This window comes from Cupriavidus sp. JZ107 (assembly GCF_053903255.1).
In genome coordinates, this window is the sequence record NZ_CP096481.1 from 560,263 (window position 1) to 578,725 (window position 18,463).

14 protein-coding genes are annotated in these 18,463 nt (G+C 67.3%); 9 read left to right on the top strand and 5 right to left on the bottom strand.

Translation table 11 applies throughout. The features are described 5' to 3' along the window. Nucleotides 1-46 precede the first annotated feature (46 nt). The 6 genes from M1D55_RS12165 (at nucleotide 47) to M1D55_RS12190 (ending at nucleotide 6,728) form a co-directional block, all read left to right on the top strand. Entirely contained in the window at nucleotides 47-619 is a 573-nt protein-coding gene (locus M1D55_RS12165; RefSeq protein ID WP_456282271.1) for a YceI family protein, read from the top strand. 95 nt (nucleotides 620-714) lie between these two features. Then, nucleotides 715-1,305 carry a YceI family protein gene (locus M1D55_RS12170; protein ID WP_006577201.1) on the top strand — a complete coding sequence of 197 codons (591 nt, stop codon included), beginning with the start codon at nucleotides 715-717 and terminating at the stop codon, nucleotides 1,303-1,305. 500 nt (nucleotides 1,306-1,805) lie between these two features. After that, entirely contained in the window at nucleotides 1,806-3,197 is a 1,392-nt protein-coding gene (locus tag M1D55_RS12175) for an SAM-dependent methyltransferase (protein ID WP_006577202.1), read from the top strand. Between the two features lie 20 nt (nucleotides 3,198-3,217). Then, a complete protein-coding gene (locus tag M1D55_RS12180; protein ID WP_006577203.1) occupies nucleotides 3,218-4,549 on the top strand; it encodes a sensor histidine kinase in 1,332 nt (443 codons plus the stop codon). A 5-nt stretch (nucleotides 4,550-4,554) separates the two neighbouring features. After that, nucleotides 4,555-5,739, top strand: a complete 1,185-nt coding sequence (locus M1D55_RS12185) for a hybrid sensor histidine kinase/response regulator (protein WP_006577204.1) — start codon at nucleotides 4,555-4,557, stop codon at nucleotides 5,737-5,739. Next, nucleotides 5,736-6,728 (top strand): response regulator, encoded by a 993-nt coding sequence (locus M1D55_RS12190; protein ID WP_064576534.1) that lies wholly within the window; start codon nucleotides 5,736-5,738, stop codon nucleotides 6,726-6,728. The genes M1D55_RS12185 and M1D55_RS12190 overlap by 4 nt, the downstream gene beginning before the upstream one ends. A gap of 254 nt (nucleotides 6,729-6,982) precedes the next feature. Here the strand turns inward: M1D55_RS12190 and secF are convergent, their stop codons facing one another. From secF to queA, 5 genes are all read right to left on the bottom strand, one after another. Then, entirely contained in the window at nucleotides 6,983-7,954 is a 972-nt protein-coding gene (secF, locus tag M1D55_RS12195; RefSeq protein WP_006577205.1) for a protein translocase subunit SecF, read from the bottom strand. 107 nt (nucleotides 7,955-8,061) lie between these two features. Beyond that, nucleotides 8,062-9,936 carry a protein translocase subunit SecD gene (gene secD, locus M1D55_RS12200; RefSeq protein ID WP_006577206.1) on the bottom strand — a complete coding sequence of 625 codons (1,875 nt, stop codon included), beginning with the start codon at nucleotides 9,934-9,936 and terminating at the stop codon, nucleotides 8,062-8,064. Nucleotides 9,937-10,145: 209 nt separating this feature from the next. After that, nucleotides 10,146-10,475 carry a preprotein translocase subunit YajC gene (gene yajC, locus M1D55_RS12205; RefSeq protein WP_006577207.1) on the bottom strand — a complete coding sequence of 110 codons (330 nt, stop codon included), beginning with the start codon at nucleotides 10,473-10,475 and terminating at the stop codon, nucleotides 10,146-10,148. A gap of 131 nt (nucleotides 10,476-10,606) precedes the next feature. Next, nucleotides 10,607-11,737 (bottom strand): tRNA guanosine(34) transglycosylase Tgt, encoded by a 1,131-nt coding sequence (tgt, locus tag M1D55_RS12210; RefSeq protein ID WP_006577208.1) that lies wholly within the window; start codon nucleotides 11,735-11,737, stop codon nucleotides 10,607-10,609. 46 nt (nucleotides 11,738-11,783) lie between these two features. Continuing rightward, nucleotides 11,784-12,821 carry a tRNA preQ1(34) S-adenosylmethionine ribosyltransferase-isomerase QueA gene (gene queA / locus M1D55_RS12215; protein ID WP_456282272.1) on the bottom strand — a complete coding sequence of 346 codons (1,038 nt, stop codon included), beginning with the start codon at nucleotides 12,819-12,821 and terminating at the stop codon, nucleotides 11,784-11,786. Between the two features lie 279 nt (nucleotides 12,822-13,100). On the opposite strand from queA, the gene recG reads away from it, so the two are divergent. The 3 genes from recG (at nucleotide 13,101) to M1D55_RS12230 (ending at nucleotide 18,458) form a co-directional block, all read left to right on the top strand. Next, nucleotides 13,101-15,362, top strand: a complete 2,262-nt coding sequence (recG, locus tag M1D55_RS12220; protein ID WP_456282273.1) for an ATP-dependent DNA helicase RecG — start codon at nucleotides 13,101-13,103, stop codon at nucleotides 15,360-15,362. A 274-nt stretch (nucleotides 15,363-15,636) separates the two neighbouring features. Then, on the top strand, nucleotides 15,637-16,587 hold the full coding sequence (locus tag M1D55_RS12225; protein ID WP_006577620.1) for a LysR substrate-binding domain-containing protein: 951 nt from the start codon (nucleotides 15,637-15,639) through the stop codon (nucleotides 16,585-16,587). Between the two features lie 422 nt (nucleotides 16,588-17,009). Further along, nucleotides 17,010-18,458 (top strand): catalase, encoded by a 1,449-nt coding sequence (locus M1D55_RS12230; RefSeq protein WP_064576530.1) that lies wholly within the window; start codon nucleotides 17,010-17,012, stop codon nucleotides 18,456-18,458. The last annotated feature ends 5 nt before the right edge of the window (nucleotides 18,459-18,463 follow it).

The following is an 18,463-nucleotide window of genomic DNA, read 5'->3' on the forward strand; positions in this document are numbered from 1 at the left end:
GATTCCCGCTGTTTAGCATTGACCGAATGAATCCGAGGAGCCCTCGATGAAACGTATTCCCCGTCCCGGTGCCTTGCTGCTGGCCGCGTCGCTGGCCTGCGCCGGCTTTGCCGCCAATCTCGCCGCCGCGCAGCTCGACGCCGGCAAGAGTTCGGTGACCGCGGTGGCGCGCCAGATCGGCGTGCCGATGGAAGGCAAGTTCAAGCGCTTTGCCGCCGCGGTGGACTTCGATCCCGCCAGGCTGGCCAGCTCCAGCGCCAAGGTCGAGATCGACGTGGCGAGCTTCGAGATCGGCGACGCCACCACCACCAAGGAGGTCAAGGGCAAGGACTGGTTCGATGCCGCGCGCTTTCCCAAGGCCGTGTTCGAATCGACCGGCATCAAGCCGGCCGCGGCGGGCAAGTTCGATGTCGCCGGCAAGCTGACGATCAAGGGCAAGACCGTGGACGTGGTGGTGCCCGCGACCTATCGCCAGGAAGGTTCCAACCAGGTTTTCGAGGGCGTGCTGCCGATCAAGCGCAGCGTCTTCAATATCGGCGAGGGCGAGTGGAAGGACACCTCGGTGGTCGCCGACGAAGTCCAGATCAAGTTCCGTCTGGTGACGGCCGCCAAGTCCTGAACCGAATCGCAACGTTCGAACCCAACCCAACGACCCCAAACGATCGAATCGAATCGATCGAAACGTATCCAACCCGACCGCTGACCGGAGAACCCATGAAACTGCGTACCGCCGCCGCCATCGTTGCCGCCGCTTCCGCCACTGCCTTCGCTGGCCTCGCCTCGGCTGCCGCCGTGACTTACAACCTCGATCCGACCCATACGTATCCGAGCTTCGAGGCCGATCACCTGGGCGGCCTGTCGAAGTGGCGCGGCAAGTTCGAAAAGTCCAGCGGCGTCGTCACGCTCGATCGTGCCGCCAAGACCGGCACGCTGGACATCAAGATCGATGCCGCATCGATCGACTTCGGCAACGGCAAGATGAACGAGCACGCCAAGAGCCCGGACATGTTCGACGTGCAGGCCTATCCGGAGGCCACCTACAAGGGCAAGTTCTCGAAGTTCGCCGGCGACGTGCCGACCGAGGTCGATGGCGTGCTGACGCTGCGCGGGGTGTCCAAGCCGGTCAAGCTGGAGATCCGCGAGTTCAAGTGCATCCAGCATCCGATGCTCAAGCGCGAGGCCTGCGGCGCCGATGCCTATGCCACCTTCAACCGTACCGACTTCGGCATCGACTACGGCGTCAAGATGGGCTTCAAGCCCGAGGTCAAGCTGGCGATCCAGGTCGAGGGCGTGCGCGCCGACTGACGCCGCCGCGGCCCTGCCTGGGGCGCATCCGCATTGCCTGCGCATTGCCATTCGCGGGCCGGTTGATCCGGCCCTTTTTCATTGGTGGCAACCCCTCCCGCGGTGGGGGGCATGTGCGGCCGCTCCCCCTCGTTGGGATGAGGGTCGTTGTCCACCGCAGGGGCCCACAGTACAATCGGTCGCTGATTCGCACCTGGCGGCCCGGGGAGCGGGACCGGGGCAGGCGTTGCCCGACCGCGCCGAGGCCGTTGCCGGCCGGCTTCCGGTCAGGCTGCTGGCCCGCATCGGCCTGTCGTTGGCCCGCAGGCGTTTCCGCAGCTTTGCCCCTTCGCCGCTCACTTCCCGATCAGGATCGCAAGCGTATGCCCAACCCCTAGTTTCCGTGCATCGCCTTCGCCGAGCCGTTCGCGAGTTCCTTCGCCCATGCCGCGCCGGACCGTCCCGACCCCCGTGTCGGCATGAGCCAGCCGCATTCTTCGGATTTTCCCTGGCGCAAAACCGTGTACTCCCAAACGCAAATTGATCCGGTGGTCAGCTTCCGCAACTCGCAGGGCGAGCAGGTGCGGGGCACGATCATCAATCTCCAGAGAAAGTCTCTGGTGATGGAAGTCTATAACCCGTATTCGATCGTTCAGGTCAGCGAGGTATTGAGCGACCTGAGCGTGAGGATCGGGGCCAAGAACGCCTATCTTGGCAAAGCGGTGGTGATGAGCCTGGTCAATACCGGTCTCACGGCGGTGGTCTCGCTGACGCTGATCGACGAATGGCGCGAGCTGAGCGACCTGCCCAACGAGCCGCGCTCGGTGGGACGCGAGGCCGAGCTGTTCGTCACGGACTGGGACACGCGCTTCAACATCCGCCGCGATTACCAGATCGCCGTCAACGAGATGCGCGCCTTCCTGTCCGAGGTGTCGCGCTGGGTCGAGCAGGTCGACCTGACCGAAAGCCTGCCCAAGGTCGACGGCCGCCTGCGCGAGGACGTGTTCCAGGAGCTGGCCACGCCGCTGATGGTCAAGGTCAAGGCGTACCTGGACCGGCTCGAAGAGGAGGCCGAGCGCGTCGACGTCGAGCTGGCGCCGGTCCATCGCACCTATGCGCAATCGGCGCTGCACCCGTTGCTGCTGCGCGCGCCGTTCGTCTATCGCACCTTCACCAAGCCGCTCGGCTACGCCGGCGACTACGAAATGGTGAACCAGATCCTCAGCGATCCGCAGCAGGGGCCGACCACCTACTTCCAGATCGTCAATACCGCCTTCCTGAAGGCGGCGGTCGCCACCGCGCACCGCAACCGCATCGATCTGCTGGTCGAGTTCCTCGGCCGGCAGGCGGACAGCGCCCGCGCCGCGGGCCGACCGTTCCGCGTGCTCAACGTCGGCTGCGGCCCGGCCTTCGAAATCCAGCGCTTTGCGCGCGAATACGCCGAGCCCGACCGGCTGTCGTTCCAGCTGGTCGACTTCAGCGAGGAGACGCTCGAATTCACGCGCGGCTCGATCCAGCGGGCGGCGCGGGAGGCGGGCCGCAGCGTGCAGGTCGAGATGGTGCACGAGTCGGTGCACGAGCTGCTCAAGCGCCGTATCGCGGTCGAGGATCCCTCGGTGCGCGAGTTCGATGCGGTCTATTGCGCCGGCCTGTTCGACTATCTGTCCGACAAGGTCTGCGCCCGCCTGCTGAACCATTTCGCGGCGCGCACCCGTCCCGGCGGGCGGGTCCTGGTCACCAACGTCCATTCGAGCAATCCCGAGCGATACGGCATGGAACACCTGCTCGAGTGGTACCTGATCTATCGCGACGAAGCAAAGATGCTGAGCCTGCTGCCCGAGCAGTCGACCGACCACCAGGTCTATGTCGATGCCACGGGCGTCAACGTGTTCGCTGAAGCCACCATCTCCTGAGGCGGCGCCGCCGATCTGCCATGACTGTCAACCGACTCTACGCCGGATACCAGGCCGAACTGGCCGACTTTCGCCTGGCGTTCAGCCGCGGCGGGGCCTACACCGCCATCGTGCTGGTGCTGCTCGGCATGGGTCTGGACTACGGCCAGTACCCGGAATGGCAGGTACCGTTCGCGGTCGCCCGCATCGTCGTGTCGATGCTGATCGCCGGCATCGTCGTGGTGCTGTACAGCCGGCACGGGCGCAGGCTGGCGCCGTGGCTGACGCTGTCGTGGCTGTTGCTGCCGCAGCTGATGATCGCGTGGATGATCTGGGAGACCGACGGCGTCGCCTCGCCGTACTACGTGGGGCTGAACCTGGCGATCTTCGCGTCAGGCATCGCGCTGCCGTTCGGCTTGTGGCAGAACGTCGTGTTCGGCGGGCTCTCGTACCTGTGCTACCTGGTCGCCTGCCTGCTGCATCCCGACGGCCTGCATCCGATCGGCACCTTCATCGTCAACTCGTTGTTCGTGCTGTTCGCCGGCGCGGCCAGCGCGGTCTACACCTACTTCAACGAGAAGGGCCGCTTCCAGCTGTTCCGGTTGAAGGAAGAACTGGCCCACAAGAACGACGAGCTGGCGCGCATCAACGAGAACCTGGCGCAGATCAAGGGCCAGCTGCTGCAGCAGGAAAAAATGGCCGCGGTCGGTACGCTGGCCGCGGGGCTGCTGCACGAGGTCAACAACCCGGTCAACTTCTGCCTGATGGCGATCGAGATCGCGCTGGAAGAGCCCGAGGCCAAGGAGAGCGCCTCGCTGCAGGAATGCCTGATCGATGCCCGGCAGGGGATGCAGCGGATCCAGCATATCGTCTCGGACCTGAAGATCTTTGCCTATCGGCAGCCGGGCGCCGAGGTCGAGGGCCGGCCGTTCCTGTTCGAGAAGGCGCTGGACTCGGCCAGCCGGCTGACCGCGCACGAACTGCGCGGCGTGCGGATGTCGCGCGATCTGCCGCCCGACACGCTGGTGTTCGGCGACGAGGCGGCCATCATCGGCGTGCTGATCAACCTGTTCTCGAACGCGGCGCTGGCGATGCGCAAGGCCGGCACGCCGGCACCGGCAATCCATACCACCGTCGTCTGGAGGGACGGCCGGCTGCATGTCAACGTGCGCGACAACGGCCCGGGCATCCCCAGCGAGAATCTGGCGCGCGTGTTCGAGCCGTTCTTCACGACGCGCGAAGTCGGACAGGGCCTGGGACTGGGGCTGTCGATCAGCTATGCGGTGATCGAGCGGCATGGCGGCGTGCTGTTCGCCGAAAGCGAGCTGGGCCAGTGGGCCGCGTTCAGCTTCGATCTGCCGCGGGCGGAATGAGCGCGATGACAGAACAGCGGACAGAACAGCGGACGGATCCGCGGCCCGAGCTGCGATCCGATCTGCGCCAGCCGCGGCTGACCGTGCTCTACGTCGACGACGAGGAGATGGCCTGCAAGTACTTCGCGCGCGCGGCAGGCGCGGAGTACGAGGTGCTGCTCGCCCAGGGCGCCGACCAGGCCATCGAGATGCTGCGCAACGACAGCGGCCGCACCGCGGTGCTGGTCACCGACTTCCGCATGCCCGGGCGCAACGGTGCCGATCTGCTGCGGCAGGTCGCCGCCGAGTATCCGCAGATCGTGCGAATCCTGGTGACGGCCTACGCCGACAAGGACATGCTGCTGCAGACGGTCAACAGCGGCGAGGTGTTTCGCATCCTCGAGAAGCCGCTCGGCCTGCAGGCGGTGCGCGACGTGCTGGCGCTGGCGCGCGAGCGCTATCGCGAACGGCAGTCGCGCCACCAGCGGCTGACCGCGATCGACGAGACGCTGGCCTTCCTGGCGCACGAACTTAACACCCCGCTCGCGGCTATCGCGAATTTTGCCCGCGGTGTTGAAAGCCGCAGCAGCGCCGAATACGATCCGCAGCGCCAGGCCGAGATCGGCCAGGCGGCCGCGGTGATGCACAGCAATGCGCAGTACTGCCTGGCGGTGATCTCGTCGTTCCTGCAGTCGGTACGCGGCAATGGCGAACGGCCGCTGACCAGCGAGAACGATCGCGACATCACCGCCGGCAGCCTGATCATGGCGCTGCTCGACAGCTATCCGTTCGCTGGCCCGCAGCGCAACTGGATCGAGGTCGAGCTGCACGGCGATTTCATCGTCCATACGCTGCCGAACTGCGTGTCGCTGGTGCTGTCGTCGCTGCTCAACAACGGCTTGCGGGCGCTGACCGATGTTCCCAGGCCGTCGCTGCGCTTCCGTGTGGTGGCGCAGCCCGACCCCGTGATCCGCATCAGCGACAACGGCCCGGGCATTCCACCGGACGTGATGGAACGCCTGCTGGTCGATCCGGTCACCACGCATGCCGCCGCCGGCGGAAATGGCCTCGGCATGATTTTCTGCAACCGCGTCATGCAGTCGTTCGGCGGCGGCATCCGGATCGAGTCGATTCCGGGCGCCGGCACCACCGTGACGCTGGAATTCCCCCATACGAAGACTCGAATGCACAGCAATAGGAGCGGTCAATGAACGAACCGAACGACAACCAGGCATCGCCTCCCGCGATTCTGTTCGTCGACGACGAGGCCACCGCGGTCAAGTATTTCCAGAGGGCGATCGGCGGGCTGGCGCCCGTGGTCACCGGCGGTTCGGTCGAGGAGGGCAAGGCGCTGCTCGAAGCCCATGGCGACACGCTGGCCGTGCTGGTCTCGGACCAGCGCATGCCCGGCGAATACGGCAACGAGCTGCTGCGCCATGCGCGCGAGCACTATCCGCATATCGTCCGCATCCTGACCACCGCGTATTCCGAGCTCGAGTCGACCGTGCAGGCGGTCAACGAAGGGCAGATCCACCGCTATATCAAGAAGCCGTGGGACATCACCGCGCTGCGCATGGAGCTCAAGCAGGCGCTGGAAATCGCCGGGCTGCGCCGCGAGCGCGACCAGCTGGTGCGCGAGAAGCTCAGCGTGATCCAGCGCCAGACGCTGGCGGCGCGCATCGGCATGGTGCGCGCGCTGTGCGCCAGCCTGATCGGTCCCGAACGCTTCCAGCCGGTCGAGACCTATCTGGCGGCCGCCGTGCTGGCCGGGGCCAAGGGTCCCGAGCCGGACTGGGCGCGGATGGACTACGCCGACCTGGTCGGCGCCGAAAGCCAGCGCAGCGGCGCGTTCGGCCATGCGGTGGCGAGCCGCCTGGCACAGCTGCGCGCCGCGCATGACGCCGCCGCGGGCGCCGACGCGCTGGCGGTGATCGCGCAGCAGCTGGGCGAGGCGGTGCGCCGCGACGGCGACGCCCTGGTGTGGCTGTCGTTGCCGGTGCTGTCCGAATTCCTCGGCGCACCGGTCGGCACGGCGGTGTCGGAGCAGCACGCCGCGTGGTTCGCCGCGCTGCTGTGGCTCGATCACAGCGGCAATGCGCTGCAGATGCTGCGCGACGGCAACACGATCGTCTCGCGCCTGGCGCCGGCCTCGACCGAGTTCGGCGCCGACCGGCTGGCGATCTGGATCGAGCAGTTCTGAGGGAAGGGGATCGGCAGGAAGAGAAGCGGTTGCCATCCCGCGGGTTTTCTCCCCTCTCCCGCTTGCGGCAGAGGGGCAGGGGAGAGGGCAGCGGCCGCTGGTGTTGCCACTGTGGTTGGAAACCGCCCCCTCTCCCCAATCCCTCTCCCCCTGAGGGGGAGAGGGCGGACACAGCCGGTGAGCGGTACGCTGGAGCATAAAAAAACGGGGCCTGAGCCCCGTTTTTTTATGCGTGCTTCCTTACCACCGGCACGTCATGCCTGCGCGCCGTAGTTCGGGTCGTCGCGGTCGGCCCCGCCGGCCTTCTTTTCGCCCTTGATCAGGTCCTCGCGCTTGACGCCCAGCCACATGGCAAGCGCCGCGGCGACGAACACCGACGAATAGATGCCGAACAGGATGCCCACGGTCAGCGCCAGCGCGAAGTAGTGCAGCGTCGGGCCGCCGAAGAAGAACATCGACAGCACCATCATCTCGGTCGAGCCGTGCGTGATGATGGTCCGCGAGATCGTGCTGGTGATCGCGTTGTCGATGACCTCGTGGGTGTTCATCTTGCGGTACTTGCGGAAGTTCTCGCGGATCCGGTCGAAGATCACCACCGACTCGTTGACCGAATAGCCGAGCACCGCGAGTACGGCCGCCAGTACCGACAGCGAGAATTCCCACTGGAAGAAGGCGAAGAAGCCCAGGATGATCACGATGTCGTGCAGGTTGGCGATGATGCCTGCCACCGCGAACTTCCATTCGAAGCGGATCGACAGGTAGATCATGATGCCGGCGATCACGCACAGCAGCGCCAGCATGCCGTCGGTGGCCAGCTCCCGGCCGACCTGCGGGCCGACGAATTCGACGCGCTGCAGGTTGGCGTCGGGCGAGACCGCCTTGAGCGCGCCCATCACCTGCTCGCTCTGTTGCGCGGAGCTGATCGGCTTGCCGTCGGCGCCCTTCTGCAGCGGCAGCCGGATCATCACGTCGCGCGAGGTGCCGAAGTTCTGCACCTGCACGTCGGTGTAGCCCAGCTTGCCGACCTGGCCGCGGATCCGTTCCAGATCGGCCGGTTGCTGGTAGCTGACCTCCATCACCGTGCCGCCGGTGAACTCGATCGACAGGTGCAGGCCCTTCTGCCAGAGGAAAAAGACGGCGGCGAAGAACGTCACGAAGGAAATCACGTTGAAGATCAACGCGTGCTTCATGAACGGAATGTCGCGCCGGATGCGGAAGAATTCCATGGTGAATCCTGTATCTGCTGCAGCGTGCTGCGTTCGGGTGTTTCGTGTTCAGAGCGCAGCCGCGGGGCAGGGCCGCGCGCGGCTGGCGCTCATTGCGCTGATTTGGCTCACTTGTTGGCCACGGTGCCCTTGTTGTCCGGGCCGGGCTTCCAGATCTGGCCGATCGACACGCTCTGCAGCTTCTTCTTGCGGCCGTACCAGAGGTTGACCAGGCCGCGGTTGAAGAACACCGCCGAGAACACCGACGTCAGGATGCCCAGGCAGTGCACCACCGCGAAGCCGCGCACCGGGCCCGAACCGAAGGCCAGCAGCGCCAGGCCGGCGATCAGCGTGGTCACGTTCGAGTCCAGGATCGTCGCCCAGGCGCGGTCGAAGCCGACCGCAATCGCCATCTGCGGCGACGCGCCGGCGCGCAGTTCCTCGCGGATGCGCTCGTTGATCAGCACGTTGGCGTCGATCGCCATGCCCAGCACCAGCGCGATGGCCGCGATGCCGGGCAGCGTCAGCGTGGCCTGCAGCATCGACAGCACCGCGATCAGCAGCAGCAGGTTGACGCCCAGCGCGATCACCGAGAACACGCCGAACAGCAGGTAGTACAGCACCATGAACACGGCGATCGCGGCAAAGCCGTAGGCCACCGAGTCGAAGCCCTTCTCGATGTTGTCGGCGCCCAGCGACGGGCCGATCGTGCGTTCCTCGATGATCTCCATCGGCGCGGCCAGCGAGCCGGCGCGCAGCAGCAGCGCGAGGTCGTTGGCGGCCTCGGTCGAGTACGAGCCGGTGATCTGGAAGCTCGAGCCCAGTTCGGACTGGATCGTCGCCACCGTCAGCACTTCGCCCTTGCCCTTCTCGAACAGCACGATGCCCATCGGCTTGCCGATGTTCTCGCGGGAGACGTCGCGCAGCACGCGGCCGCCCTGGGCGTCGAGCTTGATGTTGACCGACGGGCGCTGGTTCTGGTCGAAGCCGGCCGATGCGCTTTCGATGCGGTCACCGGTGAAGATCACCTGCTTCTTCAGCACCACCGGGGCGCCGTTGCCGTGCAGGAACAGCTCGCTGCCGAACGGGATCGGATCGCCCTGGCGCGGGCTGCGCGGCGCGTCCGGATCGACCAGGCGGGCCTCCAGCGTGGCGGTACGGCCGATGATGTCCTTGGCCTTGGCGGTGTCCTGCACGCCCGGCAGCTGCACCACGATGCGCTCGGCGCCTTGCTGCTGGATCACCGGCTCGGCCACGCCCAGCTCGTTGACGCGGTTGTGCAGCGTGGTGATGTTCTGCTTCACGGCGGCGTCCTGCACCGCGCGGCGCGCCACTTCGGTGAAGGTACCGACCACGTTGTTGCCGTCCATCGCGAAGGTCAGATCCGGCATGGTGTCGGCCAGCACGCCGCGGGCGCGGTTGGCGTCCTCGGCATTGTTGAAGCGCACGGTCACACGGTCGCCGTTGCGGTCCACGCCGCCGTGGCGGATGCCCTTGTCGCGCAGCACCGTGCGCGCATCGCCGGCCAGGCTGTCGAGTTTCTTGTCGACCGCGCCCTTCATGTCGACCTGCAGCAGGAAGTGCACGCCGCCGCGCAGGTCCAGGCCCAGGTACATCGGCAGCGCATGCAGCGACGTCAGCCACTTCGGCGAGCCGGACAGCAGGTTCAGCGCGACCACATAGGTCGGGTCGGCGGGATCGGGGTTCAGCGCGCGCGACAGTACGTCCTTGGCGCGCAGCTGTTCGTCGGTGGTGCGAAAGCGCGCCTTGACCGAGCCGGACTGTCCCGACACGTCGAAGAACACGCCGTCGGGCTGCAAGCCGTTCTGCGCCAGCACCTGCTCGATCTGCTTCTGCATCGCCAGATCGACCTTGACGGTGGCCTTGCCCGACGAGACCTGCACCGCAGGCGCCTCGCCGAAGAAGTTGGGCAGCGTATAGATGATGCCGATGGCAAGCGCCACCAGGATCACGAGGTATTTCCAAAGCGGATAGCGATTCATCTTCGGCCAGTCTTTCTACGGTTTTGCTACGGCCGGCGCGGCGCGCGGACGGGAATCCGCGGGCGTGCCGCGCTGGCAACCGGTTGGCAAACAGCCGCCTGGCCCGACCGGAGACTTCCCGGGGCGGGGCCAGGCGGCTGTGCGGGCACGCTATTGGCGGCGTGCCGGAACCTTGCGGCCAAGCCGCAAGGCGTAAGAGAGCGAGGGGCTCAGAGCGCCTTGAGCGAACCCTTCGGCAGCACCGCGGTGACGGCGTTCTTCTGCACCGTGATCTCGGTGCCTTCGGCGATTTCCAGCGTCACATACTGCTCGTTGACCTTGGTGATCCGGCCCAGGATGCCGCCGGCGGTCACGACTTCGTCGTTCTTGGCCAGCGCTTCCAGCATCGCCTTCGCTTCCTTCTGCCGCTTCATCTGCGGGCGGATCATGATGAACCACAGCACCGCGAACATCAGGATGATCGGCAGGAAACTCATCAGGCCACCCGCCGCGCCGCCGGCTCCGCCGGTGGCCTGGGCAAATGCGTTCGAAATCAGCACGTTGCTTCTCCGTCACAAATTACATTCAAGGAATCGGGCATTCTATCACCCGCTTCGGCCGGTTCAGGCGCTTCTTCGCCCGCCCGGACAGCCCCGTCTCGCACGGCCGGCGGCAGGGCCGGCAGGCCCGTCTACTGCGTGCCGCGCGCCCGGTCGGCGGCGAACTGGCGGCGGAAGGCGTCGAAGCGGTGCTGCTCGATCGCCTCGCGGATTTCGCGCATCAACTGCAGGTAGTAATACAGATTGTGGATCGTATTGAGCCGCGCGCCCAGAATTTCTCCGACGCGGTGCAGATGGTGCAGATAGGCCCGCGAGAAATTGCGGCAGGTGTAGCAGGCGCAGCTTTCGTCCAGCGGGCGCGGATCGTTGCGGTGCGCGGCGTTCTTGATCTTGACGTCGCCGTAGCGCGTGAACAGCCAGCCGTTGCGCGCGTTGCGGGTGGGCATCACGCAGTCGAACATGTCGACGCCGGACGCCACCCCCGCCACCAGGTCCTCGGGCGTGCCCACGCCCATCAGATAGTGCGGCTTGTCCGCCGGCAGCCGCGGGCCGACGTGTTCGAGCACCCGCATCATGTCTTCCTTGGGCTCGCCGACCGACAGCCCGCCGATCGCCAGGCCATGGAAACCGAGCTCCGACAGCCCGGCCAGCGACTCGTCGCGCAGATCCTCGAACATGCCGCCCTGGACGATGCCGAACAACGCGTTGGGGTTGGCCAGCCGCTCGAACTCGTCGCGCGAGCGTTTGGCCCAGCGCAGGCTCATCCGCATCGAGCGCGCGGCCTCCTCGTGCGTGGCCGGCCGGCCCTCGATCTCGTACGGCGTGCATTCGTCGAACTGCATCACGATGTCCGAGTTCAACGTGCGCTGGATCTGCATCGAGATCTCCGGCGACAGGAACAGCTTGTCGCCGTTGACCGGCGAGGCGAAGGTCACGCCGTCCTCGGTGATCTTGCGCAGCTCGCCCAGCGAGAACACCTGGAAGCCGCCCGAGTCCGTCAGGATCGGCTTGTCCCAGCCGATGAAGCGGTGCAGGCCCTGGTGGGTGTCGATGACCTCGAGCCCGGGCCGCAGCCACAGATGGAAGGTATTGCCGAGGATGATCTGCGCGCCGATCTCGTTCAGCTCCAGCGGCGACATCGCCTTGACCGAGCCATAGGTGCCGACCGGCATGAAGATCGGCGTCTCGACCACGCCGTGGTTCAGGGTGACACGGCCACGGCGGGCGTTGCCATCGGTGGTGAGCAGTTCGAATTGGAGCATGGGGTAGCGGTGGCGGAGATTCGTTGGGGCAAGGCGTGCCGGCGGCTCAGCGCTGGCGCTGCAGCAGCATCGCGTCGCCATAGCTGAAGAAGCGATAGCGCTGCTCGACCGCATGGCGATAGGCGACGCGGATCGGCTCGATGCCGGCCAGCGCGGACACCAGCATCAGCAGCGTCGACTTGGGCAAGTGGAAGTTGGTGATCAGCGCGTCGACCAGCCTGAAGCGGTAGCCCGGCGTGATGAAGATGTCGGTGTCCCCGCTGCCGGCAACCAGCTCGCCCTCGGGCGTCGCGGCCGATTCCAGCGCGCGCAGCGAGGTGGTGCCGACCGCGATCACACGGCCGCCGGCGGCGCGGGTGTCGCGCACCGCCTGCGCCAGTTCCTCGGAGATCGCGTACCACTCCGAGTGCATCTTGTGTTCGGCCAGGTTCTCGGTGCGCACCGGCTGGAAGGTGCCGGCGCCCACATGCAGCGTCAGGAAGGCGCGCCGCACGCCGTGGGCGTCGAGCCGCGCGAACAGCGCGTCGTCGAAATGCAGCCCGGCCGTCGGCGCCGCCACCGCGCCCGGATGACGGGCATAGACGGTCTGATAGCGCGTCTCGTCGTAGGCGTCGGGATCGTGCGTGATATACGGCGGCAGCGGCAGCCGGCCGAAGCGCTCGATCAGGTCCAGCGCCGGCTCGGGAAAGCGCAGCGTGAAGAACTGGTCCACGCGCGGGCCGACCGTGACATCGAAGGCATCGGCCAGCCGCAGCGTGCTGCCCTCGGCCGGCGTCTTCGAGGCGCGTACCTGGGCCAGCACCGTGTCGTTGTCGAGCACGCGCTCGACCAGCACCTCGACCTTGCCGCCGCTGGCCTTCTGGCCGAAGAAGCGGGCCTTGATCACGCGGGTGTCGTTGAACACCAGCAGGTCGTTCGGGCGCAGATAGTCGGTCAGGTCGGCGAAGGCCCGGTCGTCGAGCTCCGTGGCGCCGTCCGCGCCGGCCCGCACGACCAGCAGCCGGCTCGCGCTGCGGTCGGGCAGCGCCGTCTGGGCGATCAGTTCGGGCGGCAGCGGAAAATCGAAATCGGACAGCGTCAGCATAAAAGGACAGGGGCCGGCGCCTCGAAACGAGGCCGGCGCATACGAAACGGGACGGCAGCAGGTTGGGGAACCGCCGGTGGCGCCTGGAGCGCGCGGCGCAGGCATGGGTACAATCGGCGGACCCGCTATTGTAAGGCTTCGGCCGCCAGGCTTGCCGCGCTGGCCGTGATGGCGGGTATTCCGCCGGGGCGGCCCGCAAAGCGCCGACGGCCCAGCCGTTTTCCCCGATCCGATCCGACACGCCAGCGGCGCCGCCGCGCCCTGCCGACCACCGCCTCGATGCCCGTCACCGCCAGCGAACGCACGCCCGAGCCAGACGCCCAGCCGCAATCGGCCAAGCCGGCCGGCAAGTCGACGCCCAAGTCGGCGTCCGAGTCGGCGTCCAAGTCGACGTCCAGGTCGACCAAGCCCGCCGCGGCCGCGAAATCCGCCAAGCCCGGCGCGCCGTCGTCGGCGATGGCCAAGCTCGCCAAGCTCGGCCTGAAGCGCGACGTCGACCTGGTGCTGCATCTGCCGATGCGCTACGAGGACGAGACCACGCTGCTGCCGATCCGCGAGGCCGTGCATCGGGCAGGCCTGGGCTTTGCCGTGCAGGTCGAGGGCGAGGTGGTGTCGAGCGAGGTCACGCTGCGGCCGCGCCGGCAACTGGTGGTGCGCATCGCCGACGACAGCGGCGAGCTGACGCTGCGCTTTCTCAATTTCTACGGCAGCCAGGCCAGGCAGATGGCCGAGGGCGTGCGGCTGCGCGTGCGCGGCGAGGTCCGCGGCGGCTTCTTCGGCGCCGAGATGATCCATCCGGTCGTGCGTCCGGTCGGCCCCGACGAGCCGCTGCCGGACCGGCTGACCCCGGTGTACCCGGCCACCGCCGGCATCTCGCAGGCCTATCTGCGCAAGGCGATCGGCGGGGCGCTGCAGCGCACGCCGCTGCCGGAGACGCTGCCGCGGCCGCTGCTGGACGGGCCGCTGGCGCCGTTGAAGCTGCAGCCGCTGGCCGAATCGCTGCGGCTGCTGCATGCGCCGCCGCCGCAGGTCGACGAGGCCGCGCTGATCGACCGCTCCCATCCGGCGTGGGTCCGGATCAAGTTCGACGAGCTGCTGGCCCAGCAGTTGTCGCTCAAGCGCGCGCAGGCCGCCCGCCGCGCCCGCAACGCGCCGCCGATGCCGCGCCGCGCCGGCGGCCTGCTCGACCGATTCCTCGCCGCGCTGCCGTTCGCGCTGACCGGCGCGCAGCAGCGCGTGGTCAGGGAGATCGCTGCCGACATGGGCGCGCCGCACCCGATGCACCGGCTGTTGCAGGGCGACGTCGGCAGCGGCAAGACCATCGTCGCCGCGCTGGCCGCCTGCCAGGCGATCGACGCCGGCTACCAGGCCGCGCTGATGGCGCCGACCGAGATCCTGGCCGAGCAGCACTACCGCAAGCTGTCGGGTTGGCTGGCGCCCTTGGGCGTCGAGGTGGTGTGGCTGGCCGGCAGCCTGAAGCGCACCGAAAAGCGCGAGGCCGTGGCGCGGGTCGAATCGGGCCAGGCGCAACTGGCGATCGGCACCCATGCGCTGATCCAGGACGCGGTGCGCTTCGCCAGGCTGGGCCTGTCGGTCGTCGACGAGCAGCATCGCTTTGGCGTGGCGCAGCGGCTGGCGCTGCGCGGCAAGGCCGACGGCGTGGAAGGGCCGGACCAGCACGGCGCCGCGACTGCGCAACAGTCCGACGAGCCCGCCACGGTACCGCACCAGCTGATGATGTCGGCCACGCCGATCCCGCGCACGCTGGCGATGACCTATTACGCCGATCTCGACGTCTCGGTGATCGACGAACTGCCGCCCGGCCGCAGTCCGGTGGTCACGCGGCTGGTCAACGACGCCCGCCGCGACGAGGTGATCGAGCGCGTGCACCACGCCGCCGCCCAGGGCCGGCAGGTCTACTGGGTCTGCCCGCTGATCGAGGAGAGCGAGGCGCTGCAGCTGCAGACCGCGCAGGAAACCTTCGAGACGCTGGCCGCCGCCTTGCCGGACCTGAAGGTCGGGCTGGTCCATGGCCGGCTGCCGCCGGCCGAGAAGGCCGCGGTGATGGACGCGTTCTCGGCCAACCGTCTGCAGGTACTGGTCGCTACCACGGTGATCGAGGTCGGCGTCGACGTGCCCAATGCCTCGCTGATGGTGATCGAGCATGCCGAGCGCTTCGGCCTCGCGCAGCTGCACCAGCTGCGCGGCCGCGTCGGCCGGGGCAGCGCCGAGTCGGTCTGCCTGCTGATGTACCAGGCGCCGCTGTCGCCCACCGCCAAGCAGCGGCTGGCGACGATGCGCGAGACCACCGACGGCTTCGAGATCGCGCGGCGCGACCTGCAGATCCGCGGGCCGGGCGAATTCCTCGGGGCGCGCCAGTCCGGCGAGGCGATGCTGCGCTTCGCCGACCTCGAGACCGACGCCTGGCTGGTCGAACCGGCACAGCAGGCCGCCGAGCTGCTGCTGGGCCGCTACCCGGAGGCGGCGCAGGCGCACCTGTCGCGCTGGCTCGGTGGGCGGGAGCACTTTCTGAAGGCTTGAAATCGCCTGCGGCGGCCACCGGCGGGGCGTCGCAGGCAAGAGCAGCCGGCGCCGCTTTGCCGCGCGGCTCTGACAGAACCTCGATTCGAAGGTAAAATCTATCGCTTCCGAAAAGCGATAATTTGCGAAGCACTTCTGTCACGTGCTTTCGCGGCGATTCCACCGTCCCGCCGGCCGCACCGGTCCGCCGGGACACGTCCGGCAACGTACAGCAACGTCTGGCAATCTCGCGAGAATCGCCCGCTCCACCGCAACCGTCCCAAGCCGATACGACATGACGCTGACCGAACTGAAGTACATCGTTGCCGTCGCGCGAGAGCGCCATTTCGGCCGCGCCGCCGAGGCTTGCTTCGTGTCGCAGCCGACGCTGTCGGTGGCGATCAAGAAGCTGGAAGACGAGCTGAACGTGCAGATCTTCGAGCGCGGTACCTCCGAGGTGTCGGTGACCGCGGTCGGCGAGCAGATCGTCGCGCAGGCGCAGCGGGTGCTGGAGCAAACCATGGCGATCCGCGAGATCGCCAAGCAGGGCAAGGATCCGCTGGCCGGACCGCTGCGGGTCGGCGTGATCTACACGATCGGGCCGTACCTGTTGCCGGCGCTGGTCAAGCAGATGATCCAGACCGTGCCGCAGATGCCGCTGATGCTGCAGGAGAACTACACGGTCAAGCTGATCGAGCTGCTCAAGCAGGGCGAGATCGACTGCGCGATCATGGCCGAGCCGTTCCCCGACTCGGGCCTGACGGTGCGGCCGCTGTACGACGAGCCCTTCGTCGTCGCGGTGCCGCGCGGCCATCAGCTGGAAAAGGCCGAGCACGTCGCGCCCGACGAACTGAAGCAGCAGACCATGCTGCTGCTGGGCAGCGGCCACTGCTTCCGCGACCATGTGCTGGGCGTCTGCCCGGAGCTGTCGCGCTTCTCGCAGGCGGCCGACGGCATCCAGAAGACCTTCGAGGGCTCGTCGCTCGAGACCATCCGCCATATGGTCGCCAGCGGCGTCGGCATTACCGTGCTGCCGCGTACCTCGGTGCCGGACCTGCAGGCCGGCAACGATCTGCTGTCCTACGTGCCGTTCGCCGAGCCGGTGCCCGATCGCCGCGTCGTGCTGGCCTGGCGCAAGAGCTTCACCCGGCTGCCGGCGATGGAAGCGCTGTGCGCGGCGGTCGCGGCCTGCGATCTGCCGGGCGTGCGCAAGCTGACGCCGGACGCGCTGGCCAAGGCGGCCTGACCCTTTCCCATCCCGCTGCATCCACGTTCGTCCCCGCGCAGGCGGGGACCGCATTGCCTTGCAAAGGCGCTGTTAGCTTTACGCTATATCATAGTTTTAAATAATTAAATTCTCATACCAATAGGTGATTGTTAAACTCCTTCCATCGACGCACGATACCGCTCGCAGAAGGAGTCAGCATGAACCGCAATCGTCCCTTGTCGTTGCCCGCCCCGGGCGCCGTCTGGCGCGACCTGCGCCGTCAGCTGACCGACTGCCTGGCCTGTTTCGCCACCGTCTATTGACGGCCGGCGAACGCGGCGTCACGGCGGCATCGCAAACGGCGCGTAGTCTCGCGCGCGTTGGCGCAGCCGTTTTGCGCAGCCGTTCCGCGCACCCCCCGTATCTCCGTATTCCCCGTATCCCCACCAGCAGAGGTCACGATGAGCAAGGACAAGGACATCCTCACCACCGCCGCCGGCGCGCCGGTCGCCGACAACCAGAATTCGCTGACCGCCGGCGTGCGCGGTCCGATGCTGCTGCAGGACGTCTGGTTCCTGGAGAAGCTCGCGCACTTCGACCGCGAGGTCATTCCCGAGCGCCGCGTGCATGCCAAGGGCTCGGGCGCCCACGGCACCTTCACGGTGACGCACGACATCACGCGGTACACCAAGGCCTCGATCTTCGCCGAGGTCGGCAAGCAGACCCCGCTGTTCCTGCGCTTCTCGACGGTGGCCGGCGAGCGCGGCGCCGCCGATGCCGAGCGCGACGTGCGCGGCTTCTCGGTCAAGTTCTATACCGACGAGGGCAACTGGGACGTGGTCGGCAACAACACGCCGGTGTTCTTCGTCCGCGATCCGCTGAAATTCCCCGACTTCATCCACACGCAGAAGCGCAATCCGCGCACCAATCTGCGTGACCCGATCGCGGTCTGGGACTTCTGGTCGCGCCATCCGGAATCGCTGCACCAGGTCACCATCCTGATGAGCGATCGCGGCCTGCCGCAGAACTACCGGCAGATGCACGGCTTCGGCTCGCACACCTACTCGTTCATCAACGCCGCCGGCGAGCGCTTCTGGGTCAAGTTCCACTTCAAGTCGCAGCAGGGCATCGCCAACTGGACCAACGAGGAGGCGGCGAAGGTCGTGGCGGGCGACCGCGAGAGCGCGCAGCGCGACCTGTACGAACACATCGAGCAGGGCAATTTCCCGCGCTGGAAGCTGCAGGTACAGATCATGCCGGAGGCCGACGCGGCGACCTATCGGATCAATCCGTTCGACCTGACCAAGGTCTGGCCGCATGCCGACTACCCGCTGATCGACGTCGGCGTGCTGGAACTGAACCGCAACCCGGACAATTACTTCGCCGAGGTCGAGCAGGTCGCGATGAACCCGTCCAACATCGTGCCGGGCATCGGCTTCTCGCCGGACCGGATGCTGCAGGGACGGCTGTTCTCGTACGGCGACACGCAGCGCTACCGGCTCGGCGTCAATCACCACCAGATCCCGGTCAACGCGCCGAAATGCCCGTTCCACAACAGCTTCCACCGGGACGGCGCGATGCGCGTCGACGGCAACCAGGGCAGCAAGCTGAACTACGAGCCGAACCGGCAGGGCGCCTTCGCGGCCGGCGAGCGCGCGGTCGAGCCGCCGCTGGCGGTCGGCGCGGTGGCGGACCGCTTCGATCACCGGGCGGACGACGACGATTACTACAGCCAGCCGCGCGCGCTGTTCCAGCTGTTCGACGAAGGCCAGCGCCAACGGCTGTTCGGCAATATCGCGGCGGCGATGCAGGGCGTGCCGGCCGACATCGTGCAGGTCCAGCTCGCGCACTTCCGCAAGATCGACCCGGCCTACGCGCAGGGGGTGGAGCAGGCGCTGAACGTACGTTGACGATC